Here is a 17,504-nt window from a genome sequence, read left to right on the forward strand (position 1 = left end):
CATCTCCTGTGGTCCGGGCGTTTGCTTCGGCGTTAGAGCCGCTAGCAAGGCCCAGCGAAGCGGTCCTGGCTAGGCGTGCTGCCGCAGACAGTACTTGGGTACGGCAAGGCGGCACAACGACGCCAGGAGGGTTTTGTTAGCGGCGCTTAGTTGGCGTTGGCCCAGGCCAGTGGTTGTTCGTTCAAGCCCCAGTAAAGGCTCTTCTGCTCCATGTATTGCAGGATGCCGAGGCGGCCCTTCTCGCGGCCCAGGCCGCTGTCGCGCCAGCCGCCAAACGGCGTCGAGATCGAAAATTGTTTGTACGTGTTGATCCAAACGTTGCCGGCCTGCACCGCGCGGCCGACGCGCCATGCGCGCTTGTAGTCGCGCGTCCAGATGCCGGCGGCCAATGCGTAGACGCTGTCATTGGCCTGCTCGATCAATTCATCTTCATCGTCGAACGGCATGGCGACCAGCACCGGGCCGAAGATTTCTTCCTGGCAAATGCGCGCGCTGTTGGTGAGCCCTTCGATGATGGTCGGCGTATAGAAGTAGCCCGACTCGCAGCCGGCGATTGCCGGGCGCAAGCCGCCCGTGCGCAGATGGCCGCCCTCTTCCACGCCCATTGCGACGTACGACTCGATGGTCTCGCGGTGGCGATCGGTGATCAGCGGACCCATCTGCGTGGATTCATCAGCCGGATTGCCGACACGCAGGCGTGCTGCGGCTGCAGCCAGGCGATCCATGAAGGGCTCGTACAGCGAACGCGCCACGAACAGACGCGAGCCTGCGATGCACGACTCGCCAGACGAGCTGAAGATGCCGTACAGCACGCCATTCACGGCGTGGTCGAGGTCGGCATCTTCAAACACCATCGTCGGCGACTTGCCGCCGAGTTCCAGCGACACCGGCATCATCTTGTCAGCGGCAATGTGGGCAATGTGTTTGCCCGTGTTCGTGCCACCCGTGAACGACACACGGCGCACCAGCGGATGCTTCGTAATCGCATCGCCAATCACGGAGCCCTTGCCGGGCAGCACGCTGATCATGCCCTTGGGCACGCCCGCCTCTTCGCAGATGGCAGCGAGTTCCAGCGCCATCAGCGGCGTGACTTCCGCAGGCTTGACGACGACGGCGTTGCCCGCGGCCAGCGCGGGCGCCATCTTTTGCGCTTCGCTCGCAATCGGCGAATTCCACGGCGTGATGGCCGCCACCACGCCCATGGGTTCATGCACGCTCATCGTCAGGCAATCGCCACGCATGGGCGTGAGCGACTCTTCCAGCGTCTCGCATGCGGCGCCAAAGAACTGGAACGTGGCAGCAGCGCTCGCCACCAACGCGCGCGTCTCGTTGATCGGCTTGCCGTTATCCAGCCGCTGGCGCTGCGCCAGTGCTTCACTGCGCGAGCGGATCAGCTCAGCCACGCGGTACAGGACGGCGGAGCGCTCGTGCGGCTTGCGCTGCGCCCAACCGCTGGACAGGAAGGCGCGGTAGGCGCCCGCCACGGCTTCTTCCACATCAGCGACGCTGGCGGCATTGAGTTCTGCAACGACTTCACCCGTGGCCGGGTAGCGCGTGGCATAGCGCTCGCCCGTGCCCAGGCGCCAATCGCCGGCGATGCAGATGGGCAACACGGACGTTGCGGTTGCGTTCGGGTTGGAAACAGTCATGGCGCAATGGCCTCGCTTAAATCGAAACGGCGTGCGCGCGGTTGCCCAGCGCACGCACCACGCTGAACACCGTCAGCGCAGAAGTCTTGGGATTGGCCGCCAGCGGCTTGCCGCGCATCGTGAGCTCGAAGCCGCCAAAGGCACCCCGCGCCTCGACGTGATGGATGTTCTCGTCCACCGTTGGATCGGCCAGCAGCTTGACGTGCGTGTGCTCAAGACCGAGGCCCGCCAATGACAGCGTGGCCGCCACGTTGGCGTTTTTCGGGAACAGACGCGCGGCTTCACGGGCGTTGCCTTCGAAGATCACGGTCGGCTCGCGCAGCGCATCGAGGTCGAACTGCTGCTCGGCCGGCGTGTCCTTCCAGGCGCGCGGCGGCTTGCGGCCGGTGTAGACCACGGCGTCCAACCCGCCGACGCGCGCAGCGGCCAGTGCGTCGATGGCACCGATGGCGCCCGACAACAGCTGCACCTGCGCGTTGCCACGGCGGGCCGCAGCCTCCAGCCGTTCGGCCACGCCGGGTTCCGACAGCGCACCGACCGATACGACCAGGCAGTCGATGCCTTGCTCCAACGCCGGCAACACATGCTCTTCAAGCGCATCGTGGCCGGCGCATTCGACCAGCAGATCAGGATGCGCGTCGGCCGACAGATGCGTCGTGACACGCGCATTCGGTGCGAACGGGGCGATGGCCTCGCGCGCCTTGTCCATCGCGTGCTCGGGCACGATCACGGCGTCAAAGCACACATCCGGATCGCTCTTGAGCAGTTCCAGTACGCCCTGCCCGATCGCTCCGCACCCCACCATCGATACATGCAGCATGTCCGGCTCCTTCAATTGGCTCGCTAGCAGGTTCACGCCACCACCGTCGTGCCTTCCGTGGCGCATGAAGCTGCGCGCTCGCCCTGGCCGTCCTTGGCCTGCTGGTTGACCGGCGGGCCTGCAAAGATGGTCTTGAAGCTGCCGATGGAGAGCATGTCGATCTCCATCAGGAACGGGCCCTCGCCGCTGGTGGCTTCCTTCAATGCGCTGCCCACGTCGGCCAGATCCGACACGCGGCGATGACGCAGCTGCAGCGACTGGGCGAGCGCCGCGTAGTCCGGCGTGTGCAGATCCACGTAATGGCGGCGGCCGCCGTACTGCGCGTCCTGAATGTTCTTGATGACGCCGTAGCCCTTGTCGTTCATCAGCACGATGACGAGATTGGCGCGCTCCTGCACCGCAGTTGCCAATTCACCGAGATTCAGGATGAAGCCGCCATCGCCGGCCAGGCAGAACGTCGTTTTGCCGGAACCCGTGGCCGCCGCGCCGATGGCCGCGCCAATGCCCATTGCCAAGCCTTGGCCGATGCCGCCGCCCAGCGCATGTACACCGGCGCGCGAGTCAAAGATGCGGAGCTGACGATTGCCCCACGTGCTGTTCGACACGGTCACGTCGCGCACCCAGTTGAACTCGCGCCCCACGGCGGCTTGCAGTGCCTCCACCAGCTTGGCGTACGGACCGAGGCCGTCGATCAGCCCGCCTACGGCCGCCTCGTGTGCCGCCCGCAGGTCTGCCGCGAATGTCGCGTCGATCTGCATCTTCTTTTCCAGCCGGTCGGCCAGACCATCCAGCGCAAGCGCCGAATCGCCGCACACGAAGTAGTCGCTGGCGTAGCAACGGCCTTCTGCCGATGCATCCGCATCGATGCGGTACAGCGGGCGCGGCAGCTTCAGTTCGTACTTGAGCGTTTCGTTACCGCGCAGGCGCGAGCCGACCACGACCATCGCGTCGCACGTCTGGTAGAACGCTTCGACCGGCTTGTGCAGGTTGAATGCGCCCAGCGATCGCGGGTCATCTTCCGGCACGATCCCGCGGCCCTGCGTGCTGGTGACCACACCAAAGCCAAGGTCCATCAGGCGCTTGACCTGCTTTGAAGCGTGGCGGGCACCACCGCCCAGCCACAGCATCGGACGGCGCGCGCGCGACAGGCGTTCAGCCAGTTCGTCCAGCGCGTGGGCCGACGGCACATGCTGCGGCACCAGCAGCGGGCGCAGGTCATCCGGCATGGGGATCAGCGCGGCCTGGATGTCGATGGGAATCTCCACGCTCACCGGGCCGGCCGGGGCCGTCAACGCGGTCTGCACGGCCAACTTCATCGTGCTGATGGCCGTGTCGGCACTGCGCACGCGGAAGGCAGCCTTGGAGACGGCCTTGAGCATCGTGAGCTGGTCCGGCGCTTCGTGGATGTACGCGAGACTCTGGTCCAGGTACGGCGTTTCGATCTGGCCCGTGATGTGCAGCAGCGGCGTGCCGGCGGTCAGGGCTTCGACCATGGCGCCCGCCGCATTCCCGGCAGCGGTGCCGGTGCTGGTCAGACAGACACCGAGGCCGCCTGTGGTCCGGGCATAAGCGTCGGCCATGTTCGCGCCGCCGGCTTCACCGCGCGCCATGACGAAGCGAATCTTGCCGCGCTCGCCCATCGCATCGAGGATGGGCATGTTGTGGATCGAGATGACGCCAAAGGCGGCCTTGACCTCGCAGGCTTCCAGGAATGCTGCAATTGCGTGGCCCACCGTGACCAGCTGTTGTTCCTGTTGTTGTCTGTTAAGCATGACGGGAGTGTCCTCCGGAAATATCGATGTGGCTGCCCGTGGTGTACGAAGACAACGGCGAGGCAAGGAACAGAATGGCGCGGGCAGCCTCTTCGGGCAGGCCCAGGCGTCCAAGGGGAATGTGTTTTTGCGCGGCCAGGCGGCGCGTCCACGCAGCCCAGTCGAGATGGCGATCTTCTTCGGGTCGAGCCTCGAAGCGGCGGCGCCATTGGCCGGACTCCACCAGGCCGATCAGGATGCCGTTGACGCGCACGCCCTTCGGTGCAAATTCGGTCGCCATCGAACGCACGAGATTGAGCACACCCGCACGCGCGGCAGAGGTGGCCACCATGTGCGGCTCGGGCTGCTGCGCGAGCAGCGAATTCACGCAGACGATCGCGCCGTGCGCCGAGCGCTCGAGTTGCGGCATGAAAGCGCGCGTGGGATGGATCACGGAGAAGAACTTGAGATGCAGCTCCTGCGTCCACGCGGCATCGTCGGTATCGGCAAACGTCGAGACACGGCCTTGGCCCGCGTTGTTGACCAGCATGTCGACGGGGCCGAGGGCTTGCTCCACGGCGTCGGCAAAGGCTGCCATCTGTGCAGCGTCGAGCACGTCGCACGTTGCGGCGAACAGCCGGGCGTTCGGGAAGCGGTTGCGCAGACCTTGTTCGGCTTGCGCGAGGCGTTCGGCATTGCGGCCGCACAGCGCCACGGCGGCGCCGGCTTCCAGCAGCAGTTCAACGGTGGCCAGGCCGATGCCGGAGGAGCCGCCCGTCACGACGGCCGTCTTGCCAGTCAGATCGATCATCGGCATGGTCATTCGCGGAACAGGTTGACGACCTTGCCGCCTGCGGGGCGGTAGTCCAGCAGATAAGACAGCTCGCCGGCAGCGGCGCGCACCTTGTCGATCATGAGATCAAGCTGGGCCGCTTCGATGCGCGGCGACGGAATCGTCGTGCCGAGCGCGGCCACCACCTTGCCGGCGCGGTCGAGCACCGGCGCAGCAATCGTCGAGATGTTGGCCTCAAAGAAACCTTCCTGCAGCACGTAGCCATGTTCGCGGTCGCGCTGGACCATCTCGAACAGTTCTTCCACCGTGCGCGGCGTGTTGGCGGAAAACACCTCCAGCTGCGGCTCCGGATAGAGCTGGCGCAATTCCGCCAGCGACAGGTCTGCCAGCAGCACACGGCCCAGCACCGTGGCATGTGCCGGCAGGCGCGTGCCAACATTTACCGAGCTGGTGAACGGCGTGGGAGCAACCGACTTCGCCACATAAACGATCGAGCGGCCATCGCGCACGACGAGGTTGCATGGGTAATGAATGTCGTCGCGCAGGCGATCGAGCAGCGGACGGCCCAACTCGGTCAGTTCCAGCGACGCGAGATACTCAAAGCCCAGGCGCAGCACCGCCATGCCGAGACGGAAATCGCGACCGCCGTCAACGCGTTCGATGAAGCCCATCACTTCAAGTGTGGTCAGCAGGCGGAACACCGTGGAGCGCGGCACCTTCAGGCGGCGCGCCAGTTCAGGTGCAGACAGCACACGGTCTTTGTGGCTGAACTCGCACAGCAGGCGCAGGCCGCGTTCGAGCCCCGGCACGATGTACTTTTCCTGCACGTCTTCTGGGATGAGGTCGTTGCTCATACGTCTTGGCGCTTAGGCGTTTTGGGATTGGGAGAGAACAGCGTGTTCGATCCAGCCTGCAACAGCGTCAGGCGCATCGATATAGGAGGCATGCCCGGCCGATGGCACAAGCGCAAACGGCAGATCGAACATCTTGGCCAGCGCTTCGCAACCTTCCGGCGGTGTAATGCCGTCGACATCGCCGCAAGCAATCTGTGCGGGTGTGGATGCGGGGCGTTTGCTCAGATAGGCGCCGATGTCGTCGCCGCTCAACATCGCCACGGCTTGGCGATAGCCACCGTCGTTGAGCCGCTTCATGTTCCAGCGCACCCAGGCGCGCTCTTCGTCGGTGGCATTCGGGCGCAGCAGATGCGCGTGCCGCGACTCCGCCATGCCGTCGATGCCAAGCTGGTCGAGCGTTGCAAGACGCTGGGCCTGCACGCTGCGGGATTGATCTTCCTGCCCCGGCTGGCCATAGCCCTGCGCGGGGTTCAGAAGCAGCAGGCGCTTCGGCTGCATCGCGGCTGGCGCGGCAGCCACATACGCCGATGCCATCAGCGCGCCCAGCGAATGACCGACGATCGCATCGGGCGTCACGTCCAGCGCGGCAAGCCACGCCTGCAATCGCCCAGCGTAGTCGGCAGCGCGCGGTGCAACGTCTGCAAGCGGCGTGGAGCTGCCGTAGCCCGGCGCATCCCACGCCAGCACGCGCATGTTGTGCGCAAGAACCTGCACGCAAGGCAGCCACGACGCGGCGCTGGAGCTGATGCCGTGCAACAGCACCACCAGCGGTCCGCGCTCGCCCCATTGCCGATAGCCGATGCGGTCGCCGTGCGCGTTGATGGCGACGGTACGTTCGGCAAACCCGGCGCCGAGCACGGCAAGCGCGTCGGCAACGCGGAACGGATGGGTAGACATGACAGCCTGCGCGCTCATGGCATCAACGCTTGATCTTGGCGAGCGGATGCTCGGGCGGGTACGTCGGCGTGATCGGCTTCTTGGCACCGAGCATCACGCACATCAGCGCGTCTTCATCGCCGATGTTGATTTCTTCGCGGTACACGCCAGGCGGCACCGAGACGAGGTCGCGATCGGTCAGAATGGTTTCGTAGCGCTCGCCGTCTTTTTCCAGCACCAGCTTCAGCTTGCCGCGAATGATGAAGAACACCTCTTCCACATCGGTATGCAGGTGCGACGGGCCTTCGTGGCCGGCCGGAATGACCATCGTCGAAAACGTGAAGTGCTCCGCCGGTACTGTGTTGGTGTCAGCTGCCACGCCCGTGCCGCCCGTGCCTAGGTAGCGCATTTGCGCACGGCGGTATTTCGGGTCGAAGTCGGCCTGGAACTTGAGGGCGTCCCAGTCGTAGCGGCGGGTGGAAAAACGCGCTACGCGGCTGTTCATCCAGTCTTCAAACGACGCGCCTTCCGGGCGGTCCCACGTGCGTTGCACTTGCTGTTGTTCGGAGAGATCGCTCATTGAATACCTCTTCTGAATGGTGTGTGGATGCATTACTGCATGACGAAACCGCCGTTGACGGCCAGCGTCTGGCCCGTCACGAATCGGGAAAGGTCGGACAGCGCGAACAGCACGGCGCCGCACACGTCGTCCGGCAGTTGATCGCGCGAGATGGCGCGCTGGTCGCGGTACAGCGCATGGCGGTGCGACGGCACGTATTCGGTGGCTTCCACCAGCGTCAGGCCCGGCGCAATGGCGTTGACGGTGATGCCGTCTGCGCCGCATTCGCGCGCGAGAGACTTCGTCATGCCGATGACAGCGCTCTTGCTCGCCACATACGCCAGCAGGTTCGGCGCCCCCCACAGCGGGGTGTCCGACGATAGATTGACGATGGCGCCGCGGCCCGAAGCCTTGAGCGCCGGCAGGCAGGCCGTCGTCATCAACCATGTGCCGCGCACGTTGACGTTCATTACGCGGTCCCAGGTCTCGATGTCGATTGACGATGCATCGCGCCCGCCAGAGTTCGTGATGGCCGCGTTGTTGACAAGCCCGTCGAGCCCGCCCAGTCCCTGTACAGCCGCAGCAGCGCATGCCTGAATGGAAGCCGGATCTTCAAGATCGAGCGTGAAGCCATGCGCATCAAAGCCTGCCGCACGCAGCGCTGCGGCCTCTTCCTGCACGCGCTCGCCAAGAATGTCGGCCAGCGCAACGGCGCCACCCGCTTCGGCAATCGACTTGGCAAAGGCCAGACCCAGACCGCGCGCGGCGCCCGTCACAAGCACTTTGCGGCCAGCCAGCAGCCCGGCGGTGGAATTGCGCTCAGGCATGTTGGGCTTCCGTGGGCACGGGCTTGAGCATGGCGACAGGCGCGTCGGCCAGTTCAGCCGCGGCGCGACGTGCAAGCACACGGCGGATACGCGTGATGCCGATGTCGTGCTGATACAGCGTCTCGTGCTCGCGCGCTTCGGGGGCCATCGACTCCAGCACCACGCGGTCCTGCTCCAGCACATCCCAGTGCAGGCCTTCCAGGCGGTTGCGATACAGGAATCGCCACACATCGCGCTGCCAGCCTTGCACGTGGCGCGTGCGCCAGAAGTAGACGATGCAGTGCTCTTCATCCACCGGCGTCACGATGCCGATGATGGTGAACGGCCCGCCCGGGCCGACCTTCGGTTGATACGGAATCGACAGGCGCAGCCACATCGTGCCGGTCTCGCCAAACTCCGTCCAATCGAAGTTCACGCCGCGCTGGCCGGTCTTCTGGAACATGATCCCGTGGTCGGTTTCAACCACTTCCATCACGGCCTTCTTCTCGCCGCTCGCCATCGAGTGCGACACGGCGTGCAGGTAGGCGCCGTGCATCGGGTCCATGACGTTGTCGATGGCATAGCGGTAGTTGACATTCCAATGCGCGAAGCAGAGGAAATGGCTGTGCTCGTCGCTAGTCAGTTCTTCGGGCAAGCGCAGCGTGCCGACCGCGTCGTCGAACTCGGACGGAGCCTTGTCGCCAAACCACAGGAAGATGGCACCGGCACGCTCCTGCACCGGGTAGCTGCGCACGCAGGTCTTGCCTTCCATGGGGCACGCGTCGACAGCCGGCACGCTGGTTACCGTACCTTGGCCGTTCACTTCAACGCCGTGGTACCAGCAAGCCACGTGGTCGCCCAGGTTCCAACCCATCGACAGGCGCGCACCGCGATGCGGGCAGCGGTCTTCCAGCGCATGCACCTGGCCGGCGGTGTCACGCCACAACACGATGTTCTGGCTCAAACGCGTGATGCCCACCGGGGCGTTTTTCACATTCCACGACGCCGCCACCGGATACCAGTAGTTGCGCAGACCGGTGTTGATGCGCGCTTCCTTCTGCGCTTCCTTGTTGCCTTCCATTGCTTGCCTCTTCTGATGGGTTGAGCCGTGCGCCTCTGCGGGCAAAGCGGCGTCGAATCGTGTTGGAACCGGCCGCGGCTCAGGCGCCCAGGCGGCGCATCTCGGCCAGGAAGCTGTCTTCCGTCCAGGTCTCCCCACCGGCCGCATTGCGCGGGCCGCGCTCGTTCAGCACGGCCACGATGTCGGCCGGCGTTTGCGCACCGCCCAGGAATGCCGCTTCCAGCGAATCGGCCAGTTGGTTCTCATAGGCTGTCGGCTCGGCGGCGCGTGTTTGCCATACCAGGTTGGCGACGTGACCCGGGCGTTCGACACGGCCCTTGCCAGCGACGTTGTTCGGAGAAATGGGCTCCCACGGAGCGAGATCGGGGTTGTATTGCGGTTGCATTTCTGTCGACTCCATCACGTTTCGCTTGTTTTACCTATGAAACGTCTGTTAATATCTGGAACACAGGTGCAACTATAGACCGCGTCTTCGAAATCGCAGATGCGGGATTACCCTATGGGTTGCGGAAAAATGCGTCGGCAGTGGACGACGCATCTGCCGGATCGCGCACGGGACAACGGTCTTGGTACCGCCCCGGCTACGGCGCGACGATGGACCTACGAAGCTGCGTGGCCGCTGTCGCGGCAATGTCGTCTTACGATCGACGTTCCTTCAACCCGCACTTGTCCGACCATGAGCAGCGTGAACGCCCTGGCCTGCACACCGCCAACCAATTTCTATATCGCATACAGCAACGGCCGCGAGCCCATCAACGCCCCCACCTTGGCCAACCAGGCCACGATGGAGGTGAGAACGGATCAAGCGCGGAAGATTGCCGTCATCCAGCAGGATGGCCATCACATCAAGGTCGACACGATCGGGCCTGATGGCCAGCAGACCACCCTGGCCGACTTGGATATCGGCGGTGTTCAAGACGCCCTCAAGGTCGTGGGTGGCACCGACTCCAAAGACTTGAAGATCGATTCCCACAATTCGCTGCTCGACCTTTGGGGGCACGGTACGGCAACCTCGCTGGACCTCGGCGACGGCTATTCCGTCAAGATCGACAAGACGATCGACGAACATCAGTTCCTGTCGACGTTCGGCAACAACCCGCCAACGTACACGACCAGCGTTGAGCTCAAGGGTCCGAACGATGAGCACATCAGCTACGGTGCCGAGGGCGGTAGCGACTGGAGCCATTTCGACGTGCCGAAATACGATTGTTAGGCGACCTCTCTGTGCGGGCGGAGCGCGACCGCTAGCCATTGCCATCCGTCCACGGCGCCAGCAGCCCGAGCAGCGCCCGCGCGCCAATGCCGACGCCCAGCACGAGCGCCGGCTGGAACGTCGAAAGCCCGCCCTTGTCGAGTAGAAAGTCGTCCGCTGCAGGCACGTTCGGCCCCTTGACCGCGCCGCCGACCGGCATGCGCCACCACGGCAGCAAGCTGTTGTGGCGCACGACCCGGCCAAGATCACGCCGGGCGCGGTAGGCATCGATATGCATCTGCTGAAACGCGCGGAAGAACCACCAGTCCGCCGATACCTTTCCGAGTTCCACAAGCGCCGATGACCAATGGCTGCTGCCGGCTGCCAGCAGCAGATGGGTGGCGTCAGCGCCGGCAAATGGCACGACGCCGAGCGTCGCCAGCTTGTTCGACCACTCCTGCAGCAACGTCACAGGCACCGGCTTGCTGGTAGGCGTGCCCACCTCCGGCAGGAACGGATACACGATCAACGGGCGCGGCCCGAGGGCGATCAGCCATTGCAGCGGCCGGGGCAGATGTTCTGTTCCGCCGAACATCGAGGGCAGACTTGCGCCTGCCGGCCGCACGGTCGGGTCCTGTTGCAGCCGATCCGCCCGCAGGCTCAACGTGCGGCCCAGCCGCGCACTGATGCTGGCCATCGGATGCACAGCAGAAAACACCAGCGTCGCGAGGTTCGAAAGCGTATCGCCTGCCGCCTGCAACGATGCGAACGACGGGTCGAAGAAGCCGGGATGCACCAGATGCAACAGGTTGGACACATCGTTCGGGCCGTAGCTCCACATGCGGATGGTCTCAAGCAGCCAGCCAAGCTCGCTGCGCGCCGACAGAACCTGCCCGGGCGCGGCGTCCACCTGCCGCAGGGCATCGCTGTCGTGCGGATTCACCTTGAGCAACATGCCGAGCGTGCGGTAGCGGTCCCGGTCGGCTTTCGATACGCCGCGCAGCGTGCCGCGCCAGCCGGTCATGAGGCGCCACGTGGACGCCGGCGAGGCATCGGCCTGACGCGCGATGCGCACGCGCACGCCATCCGACACCATCCCCAGCGTCGACCGCAGGCCGAGCATGCCGAGACTCAAAGCATTCCAGTCCGCCAGCGTGAACGTCGGTAGACCGTAGCGCACGCCGGCGTAGGTGGCGGACGCGATCGTGGCCGTCGAGGCCAACGCGCGGAACACCGGGCCACGGATCTTCATGCCGCCGGAAACGGTCGGCGGCGCGTAAGGCTCGCCCGGTTTGGGTCCGTAGGCGTTGCGTGGGTTGGGAATGCTTTCGTGATGGCGCCGGCTGTTGGCGGCCACCGTCACGATGGCCCCCTGCGGCGACTCGGGCGGCAGCCAGCCCACCTTGAGCATGCGACCCAGATCGCGCGCGCCCATCACGACGGGGTACGTAAACCGCACGCCTCGCCCGCCCGGAGCCTGCGCGATCTGGCGTGCCGCATCGCCGCGCGCCGCCGTGATCGACGACCACACTCGCGTATCCGACGCGTCCAGCGCCAGGCCGATCCCCTTCTCGCCAAAAACAGTTTGCGGCGGCCGCGAGGTTGTCACGAATACCGTGCTCTCCGGTTGGCGGGACGCCCAGAAACGCCCTGGCTCGTTCGAGAAGCCATTGAGCAGACGGCGCCAAAGCGGCTGCCACTCCAGCGGACGCGGCTGAAGGTTGCTCAAGAACATGCGCCACGCTTCCTGCTCGTCGGAAATATGCTCCGGGTCAACGCCCTCGCCGCGCAGCGCAAATGCAGTGGCGCGCTCGACGGCGGCATCGGCATCGACGGAGGGATCGGGCAGCGCCGGCTTGAGTAGCGGCAACGGGGGCTCGACAGTTTCCACGCGTGCAAACCCCCAGTCCTTTCGGTATCGCAAAGGCGGCGTGGTCACGGTTTCGAATGCGGGGGATGTTCCCGCCGCGGCATCACGGTCGGCCGCTCGACGCAGGAAATATCGTTGGATGTCGATCCGCGCCTGTGCCGGTGTTCCAGCGGCAAAGGTGAATTGTTCGTAAGGGCGCTCGTTGCCGAAGTGGTGCGCATGTGCGGGCGGCTGCGAAGCGTAGGCAGCGATGGCATCGGCCTTGAGCCTGCGCTCCGCATCGTTCAACCGCAGCGTCCAGGTACGCCCGCGTAGATCCAGCACGGCGGTCGGATACCAGCCGATCTCGTTCGCCCACATCAAGGGCAGTGCCTGGCCGGTCGAACGTTGGTAAGCACGCGCGGCCTGGCGCATCAGGCGGCTGCTTTCGGCGTGGGCCGGATGCACGTTGCGGTTGATACGCAGCCCGACGGCCAGATCGTATTGCTCCGAGCGCATGCGTTCGGCCAGGTAGCGCACGATGAAGCGCATGTTCCATCTGGCAACAATGCTGTAACGCACGACGCGCTCGCCGGGCCGGCGCCACGGGTTGATGTCGGCATTGCCGTGCAGCACGGTCACCTTCACGCGTGAGCCGCCACCCAGCCGTGCATAGAACGCACGCAGCTCCTCTTCGCGCAGCTGGCCCAGTGCACCGGGTTCGGCAAATTCCGCGCTGTCTCCGCCGTACACGGGCAGCGGGACGCCGGACTCCGTGCTGAAGATCGTCCCGCCGTTGCCACGCGTGATGTACACCACGTGAATCTCGGTGCCTGCCGCGATGGCCCGCCGCAGCATGCCGGCCATGATGGTGTCGTCGTCGGGGTGGGCCAGCACCACCAGCATCTTGTTGATACCGGACGACTGCGCTTTAGCACGCTGGCGCTTGGTACGCGGCAGGCCACCCGCGCGCCACTCGGCGGCAGTCATCGCTACGGCCATTTCCGTGGCGCCCGCCTCACTGCGCGGCACGTGCGTCGTCCCAAAATCCGGATGCAACCACGCTGCCGGCGTTGTGCGCTCCGCCGGCGCCACGTAATCGACTGCATGCGTCAGCAGCATGGTTGCCACGTCCGGAACGAGCTGTGCCCACAAATCGTCGCGATCGTGCTCGCTCATCTCGTCGAAATGCGGCAAGGCTTCGGCCAGGCCATCCGCCAGGTTGACGCCGCCCGCCACGCCCGCGGCTCTGCCAAGCCCCCGGGCCACAGTAGTCGTACGGGCAAGCGACGTATTCAATGCCGCTTCGGCCGACGCCTCCAGTTGCGCACCCTCTGCCGCAACACGCGCACCGAGCACGAGCGCGCGCCCTAGTGCAACGGCCGCAGCGCCACCAAGACCTTCGGCCAAGACGGTGCCCCACACCTGGCGCGCGTGGCCGCTCGTCAGCGGGTTGAGGTCTTCGTCGTGCAAGATCATTTGAGGCAGGTCCGAGCGCGCGGCGCCGTACACAAGGCCTGCCGCACCGGCCAGCAACGGCACGATGCCGTCGGTCAGCACACCCGCAACCAGCAAGCCGCCCGCCAACATCGCGTCCAGATGGAACGTGCGGTTCGCCGCTTCGAACACGCTTTCGATGCGCGCCTCGCCCATGAACAGACGCAGTTGCCCATCGGCATCGAAGCGATTGGCGCCTTGCGCGTCGCAGTCCGGTGCCACCATCAATGCGGCCTCGCCACCGACGGGCAGGTCACATGCGTGGCGGAAATCGTCGAGCGAATCGTAGGTGCGGTTGGCGCCGGCATCCACCCAGCCGGTCGTGCCATCAGCGCGCGTGAACTGCATCAGCGCGCCGTCCTGGATCACGCTGTCGGCAGGTGTCAGCTCGGAGCCTGGCTTGATGGCCGTGACAAACGGCAGGAAGTTCACCTGCAGTGGCCGCGTGCGATCGGCATCACCATAGACGCGGTCAACGATCCGTTGAAGCTGCGCCCGCACATCGGCCGGTGCCTCGGCAAACCAGCGCCCCTGCCGGGCCGCCTCGGCAAGTGCCTGCGGCGTGGGCGCATCCAGATCGGTCACGGGCAGGATGCCGAACGCCAGGCCCGCGAGATTCATCAATTGATCGGCCGACGACACCGTGATGGCTTAATCGCCAAACTGCAGGAAAAACTGCTGGAGATACGGGCGGGCCAGCCCCTGACCGTGCGTTTGGAACAGCTTGAAACGGGCGTCCGCATCGTTCTGCCGGGCCGGTGACAGGGCGGCAAGCAGATCCTGAGCGTGCGCGCCGGCCTCGTCCGTCTGGGCTTGCAGACGCGCGCGGGTGGCGTCTTGCGTGCCTTGCCGGGCACTGTCGACCTTTGCGCGCAGTCCGGCAAGCGTCGTCGCATCGGCGCCGGTGGCTTGAGCCATGCGCAAGTCCTGCTCGGCGCCATGCAGCGTGCGCTGTGCAGTCAGCCGCGTCAGCTCCGCCTGCGCACGGTCGGCTGTCGCCTGGGAGTGCGCAGCCTGTCGCTGCGCGTCGCCCGCCAACTTGCCGGTGAGCGTCTTGGCGTTGTCGGCCGCCAGAAAGGCCGCCGTCCACGTCGGCACGGCATCCTGGCGCGCCTGCGCAAGTGCCGCCGTGGTGGGCAGCGCCTGCGTCCGGGGCTGGCACTGCAGAATCTGCTGCTGCCGCGCTTGTTGATCGGCGTACTGTGCGTCGGCAACGCGCCGCTCCGGAGCGATGTCGGCTTGCGCTTTGACGAGCGCATCGTCGCCGGCCTGCTCGAGGTTCTGCGCTTCGTCGTCGGGGATGGCGCCGCTGGCGCGGCCGGCGACGACGGCATCGTGGTACGTCTGCCAATCGCCGCGGTTGGCGGCGTCAGAAAGCACGGCCAATGCGTCGGCATGTGCAGCATCGTGCGAGTGGTTAAGGATGAGCGTGGCATTGCGGGCCGCCGCCTGAGCGTCACTCCATTGCGTGCGCGCATCCAACGTGGCCTGTGAGGGCTCGGCGGGCAGGTTACGCACCGGCGGCCGCGCGGCGCGGTCACTGGCCTCGGCTGAATCCAGCAGTTGCCGCGCGTCGTCGAGCTGGCGCTGCGCCATGTCCTGAGCAACGCGCGCGTCAGCCTCGTCCGCCTGTGCCCGTGCAAGCACCAGCGCGGGCACTGCAGCCTCCTGGCGCTGCCTCTGCTGCACCGTCATCACAGTCTGAACATGGTTGCTGGGCTGTGCCGTAGCCACAGCATCGGCCTGCAGATGCGCTCGGGCTGCGGCGGCCATGTCGTTCGCCAGTTGCCCATTGCGTTGCGCCTGCTGCCGCGCGGCTTGGGCGGCCGCTTCTTCGGCGTGCTGCCCACGCGACTGCGCGGTCAATGCCGCACGCTCGGCCTGCAGCGCCTGCAAGGCGAACTGCGCGGCCAGGTAGGCTGCCTGCGCCAGTTGCCGTGCGGGGTCGGTCGTCTCGGGGTCGATGCGCTGGGCAGGTTGTGCCGCTGTCACCGCGCGCTGTGCGTCGCGAATCTGTGCTGAGAGGTCGCGCAAACGCGCCTGCTGATCCGAGGAGGAAACAAACGAAGTAGACGCAGTGGACGCGTCCACCAACGCAGGCAAGGTGACAGGCATACAGCAGCACAAAAGGTCAGAAACCGCGACCTTACGTGCCGCCCGCACATGCGGTGTTCCGGATTTTGCTAATGCAGCGAGCACATATGCCAGCTGCGCGCGGGACGATGCCGCACGCGCACTTCCGGCCTTACTGGATGCCGTAGCGGCTCAGAATACTTTGCGATAAACCACGAAGCCCGACTTGTCCGCCAGCGCGTCGTACAAGCGCATGGCGGTCGCGTTGGTTTCGTGCGTCTGCCAATAAACGCGCGGTAAGCCATCGGCCTGTGCGCGCCGGTAGACCGCTTCGATCAAGGCCCGGCCCACGCCCTGCCCGCGCGCGGCCTGCGCCGTAAACAGATCCTGCAAATAGCAGCTCATGCCGATCTGCGTGGTGCTGCGGTGGTAGAGGAAATGCGCGATGCCGAGCAGTTCGCCGCCACGCTCGGCAACCAACGCGTAGACCGGCTCTGCTTCGTCGAAGAAGCGCTGCCAGGTCGTCTGCGTGACGATGTCGGGCAAGGCCGTCTCGCCGGCGCGGCCGTAAAAGGCGTTGTAGCCATCCCAGAGCGATTTCCAGGCGGCAAAGTCGTCTTGGTGGATGGAGCGAATGTGGAGGTCGGCAGGTGCGGTCATGGTGAGCTGGCCGGGTGGCAACGCTCCGGCATTCTGCCAGCCTGCTGCCCCACATGCAGCCGGCTTACCTACTGATGGCTTAGCGCGGGCCGAATGCGGAAGGCGGAACACCATCCAGCTTCAGCTCGGCCTGAACCGCTTCCAGCGCATGGCTGTAAGGCGAACCGTAGTCGATCGTATTCAAGTATCCAGGAGGCACGTGTTGCTGAGCAAACACCTGCGTGCGCTGGTCAGCTGCGTCCAGCAGGCTTGTCTTGTACAGGGATGCAAAATCGCGATCCGCGTTGCGCAGATCCGCTGACGCGTTGCTCACATTGCTCAGCACCTCTCGGGCATCGTTGACGCGGCTCATGCCACCCACGAGCGCTGTCTGCAATTGCTGCACGCTCGCCTGCCGCTGCGGTGCTTCAACGGGTACGCCGGCTTCCCGCAACGCACGTGCTGCTTCGCCCCGGCAGCGGCGATGTGCCGCGCACGACATCGGCAGCGCGCGTGCCCATGCTGGAAACCTAGGGATTCTCCGTAGAAAACCGGCCGCCGGAAGAAAGTTTGCTGAAAGCATCGACCCTCTACAGTGCGCTGCATGGCCCGGTCGCGACCCGGTATCGGGCAGTGCGACCTCCACGCACTTCAGCGTCATCGCGATAAGGGTCGGGTGTTGTACCAGCCATATCGCCGGACCCTACGGGATGTCGGTCCGGCGTCCGTTTCAATCGGTCTTTCCTGCTGTCAACCTTGCGGCCCACCGTCCTCCCGGTGGGCTGTTTTCTTTTCAGGGCTGCATCGGATTGGGCATCACGAGGCGCTGTGTCAGCCGCTGCACCACCGGCGCCGCAATCAGCACAATGCTGAAGGCGGCCGGCCACGCCAGTACGAAGGCATGCGCCCAGCGGGCGAGAAAGCCGGGGCTGATACCAGCGTTGATCCAGCCGCTCCAGCCTGTCATCAACAGCGACATCAGGCCCGACATCAGCCAGGCAAAGATGACGCGCAGACGTGTAGCAGTGGAAACAGGCATCGACATGGCAGTTCTCCTTGCAAGCC

The 17,504-nt window shown here is 65.4% G+C and carries 16 protein-coding genes; 1 reads left to right on the forward strand and 15 read right to left on the reverse strand.

From position 1 onward, the window contains the following. Positions 1-146: 146 nt before the first annotated feature. The 10 genes from N5B55_RS20755 to N5B55_RS20800 all read right to left on the reverse strand — a co-directional run bounded on the left by N5B55_RS20755 (position 147) and on the right by N5B55_RS20800 (position 9,574). Positions 147-1,649 (reverse strand): aldehyde dehydrogenase, encoded by a 1,503-nt coding sequence (locus N5B55_RS20755; RefSeq protein WP_304539901.1) that lies wholly within the window; start codon positions 1,647-1,649, stop codon positions 147-149. 16 nt (positions 1,650-1,665) lie between these two features. Further along, positions 1,666-2,469 (reverse strand): aspartate dehydrogenase, encoded by an 804-nt coding sequence (locus N5B55_RS20760; RefSeq protein WP_027680155.1) that lies wholly within the window; start codon positions 2,467-2,469, stop codon positions 1,666-1,668. A gap of 32 nt (positions 2,470-2,501) precedes the next feature. Further along, positions 2,502-4,241 carry a thiamine pyrophosphate-binding protein gene (locus N5B55_RS20765; protein ID WP_304539902.1) on the reverse strand — a complete coding sequence of 580 codons (1,740 nt, stop codon included), beginning with the start codon at positions 4,239-4,241 and terminating at the stop codon, positions 2,502-2,504. Beyond that, the gene (locus N5B55_RS20770; protein ID WP_304539903.1) at positions 4,234-5,037 is read right to left on the reverse strand and encodes an SDR family oxidoreductase; all 804 of its coding nucleotides are present in this window, start codon (positions 5,035-5,037) and stop codon (positions 4,234-4,236) included. The genes N5B55_RS20765 and N5B55_RS20770 overlap by 8 nt, the downstream gene beginning before the upstream one ends. A 2-nt stretch (positions 5,038-5,039) precedes the next feature. Then, positions 5,040-5,867: an IclR family transcriptional regulator gene (locus tag N5B55_RS20775; RefSeq protein WP_304539904.1), complete on the reverse strand. Its 828-nt coding sequence runs from the start codon at positions 5,865-5,867 to the stop codon at positions 5,040-5,042. Positions 5,868-5,879: 12 nt separating this feature from the next. Then, entirely contained in the window at positions 5,880-6,782 is a 903-nt protein-coding gene (locus tag N5B55_RS20780) for an alpha/beta fold hydrolase (protein WP_304539905.1), read from the reverse strand. Between the two features lie 4 nt (positions 6,783-6,786). Next, the gene (locus N5B55_RS20785; protein WP_004634817.1) at positions 6,787-7,323 is read right to left on the reverse strand and encodes a cupin domain-containing protein; all 537 of its coding nucleotides are present in this window, start codon (positions 7,321-7,323) and stop codon (positions 6,787-6,789) included. A 32-nt stretch (positions 7,324-7,355) separates the two neighbouring features. Continuing rightward, entirely contained in the window at positions 7,356-8,129 is a 774-nt protein-coding gene (locus tag N5B55_RS20790; protein WP_154207668.1) for an SDR family oxidoreductase, read from the reverse strand. Further along, complete coding sequence (locus N5B55_RS20795; protein ID WP_004634822.1) at positions 8,122-9,189, reverse strand: aromatic ring-hydroxylating oxygenase subunit alpha; 1,068 nt, start codon at positions 9,187-9,189, stop codon at positions 8,122-8,124. The genes N5B55_RS20790 and N5B55_RS20795 overlap by 8 nt, the downstream gene beginning before the upstream one ends. 79 nt (positions 9,190-9,268) lie before the next feature. After that, positions 9,269-9,574: a recombinase-like helix-turn-helix domain-containing protein gene (locus N5B55_RS20800; RefSeq protein WP_039375978.1), complete on the reverse strand. Its 306-nt coding sequence runs from the start codon at positions 9,572-9,574 to the stop codon at positions 9,269-9,271. Positions 9,575-9,874: 300 nt separating this feature from the next. Between N5B55_RS20800 and N5B55_RS20805 the strand changes: the two genes are divergently transcribed. Then, positions 9,875-10,402 carry a hypothetical protein gene (locus N5B55_RS20805; RefSeq protein WP_304539906.1) on the forward strand — a complete coding sequence of 176 codons (528 nt, stop codon included), beginning with the start codon at positions 9,875-9,877 and terminating at the stop codon, positions 10,400-10,402. A 31-nt stretch (positions 10,403-10,433) separates the two neighbouring features. On the opposite strand, the gene N5B55_RS20810 is transcribed toward N5B55_RS20805, so the two are convergent. The 5 genes from N5B55_RS20810 to N5B55_RS20830 all read right to left on the reverse strand — a co-directional run bounded on the left by N5B55_RS20810 (position 10,434) and on the right by N5B55_RS20830 (position 17,484). Further along, the gene (locus N5B55_RS20810; RefSeq protein WP_304539907.1) at positions 10,434-14,348 is read right to left on the reverse strand and encodes a PIG-L deacetylase family protein; all 3,915 of its coding nucleotides are present in this window, start codon (positions 14,346-14,348) and stop codon (positions 10,434-10,436) included. A gap of 30 nt (positions 14,349-14,378) precedes the next feature. Then, a complete protein-coding gene (locus N5B55_RS20815) occupies positions 14,379-15,761 on the reverse strand; it encodes a hypothetical protein (RefSeq protein WP_304539908.1) in 1,383 nt (460 codons plus the stop codon). A gap of 231 nt (positions 15,762-15,992) precedes the next feature. Further along, entirely contained in the window at positions 15,993-16,460 is a 468-nt protein-coding gene (locus N5B55_RS20820; protein ID WP_304539909.1) for a GNAT family N-acetyltransferase, read from the reverse strand. Between the two features lie 79 nt (positions 16,461-16,539). After that, positions 16,540-16,812 (reverse strand): hypothetical protein, encoded by a 273-nt coding sequence (locus N5B55_RS20825; RefSeq protein WP_304539910.1) that lies wholly within the window; start codon positions 16,810-16,812, stop codon positions 16,540-16,542. 420 nt (positions 16,813-17,232) lie between these two features. After that, the gene (locus N5B55_RS20830; RefSeq protein ID WP_304539911.1) at positions 17,233-17,484 is read right to left on the reverse strand and encodes a DUF2798 domain-containing protein; all 252 of its coding nucleotides are present in this window, start codon (positions 17,482-17,484) and stop codon (positions 17,233-17,235) included. Between the last annotated feature and the right edge of the window lie 20 nt (positions 17,485-17,504).

The organism is Ralstonia pickettii (assembly GCF_030582395.1).
Taxonomy (GTDB): Bacteria; Pseudomonadota; Gammaproteobacteria; order Burkholderiales; family Burkholderiaceae; genus Ralstonia; species Ralstonia pickettii_D.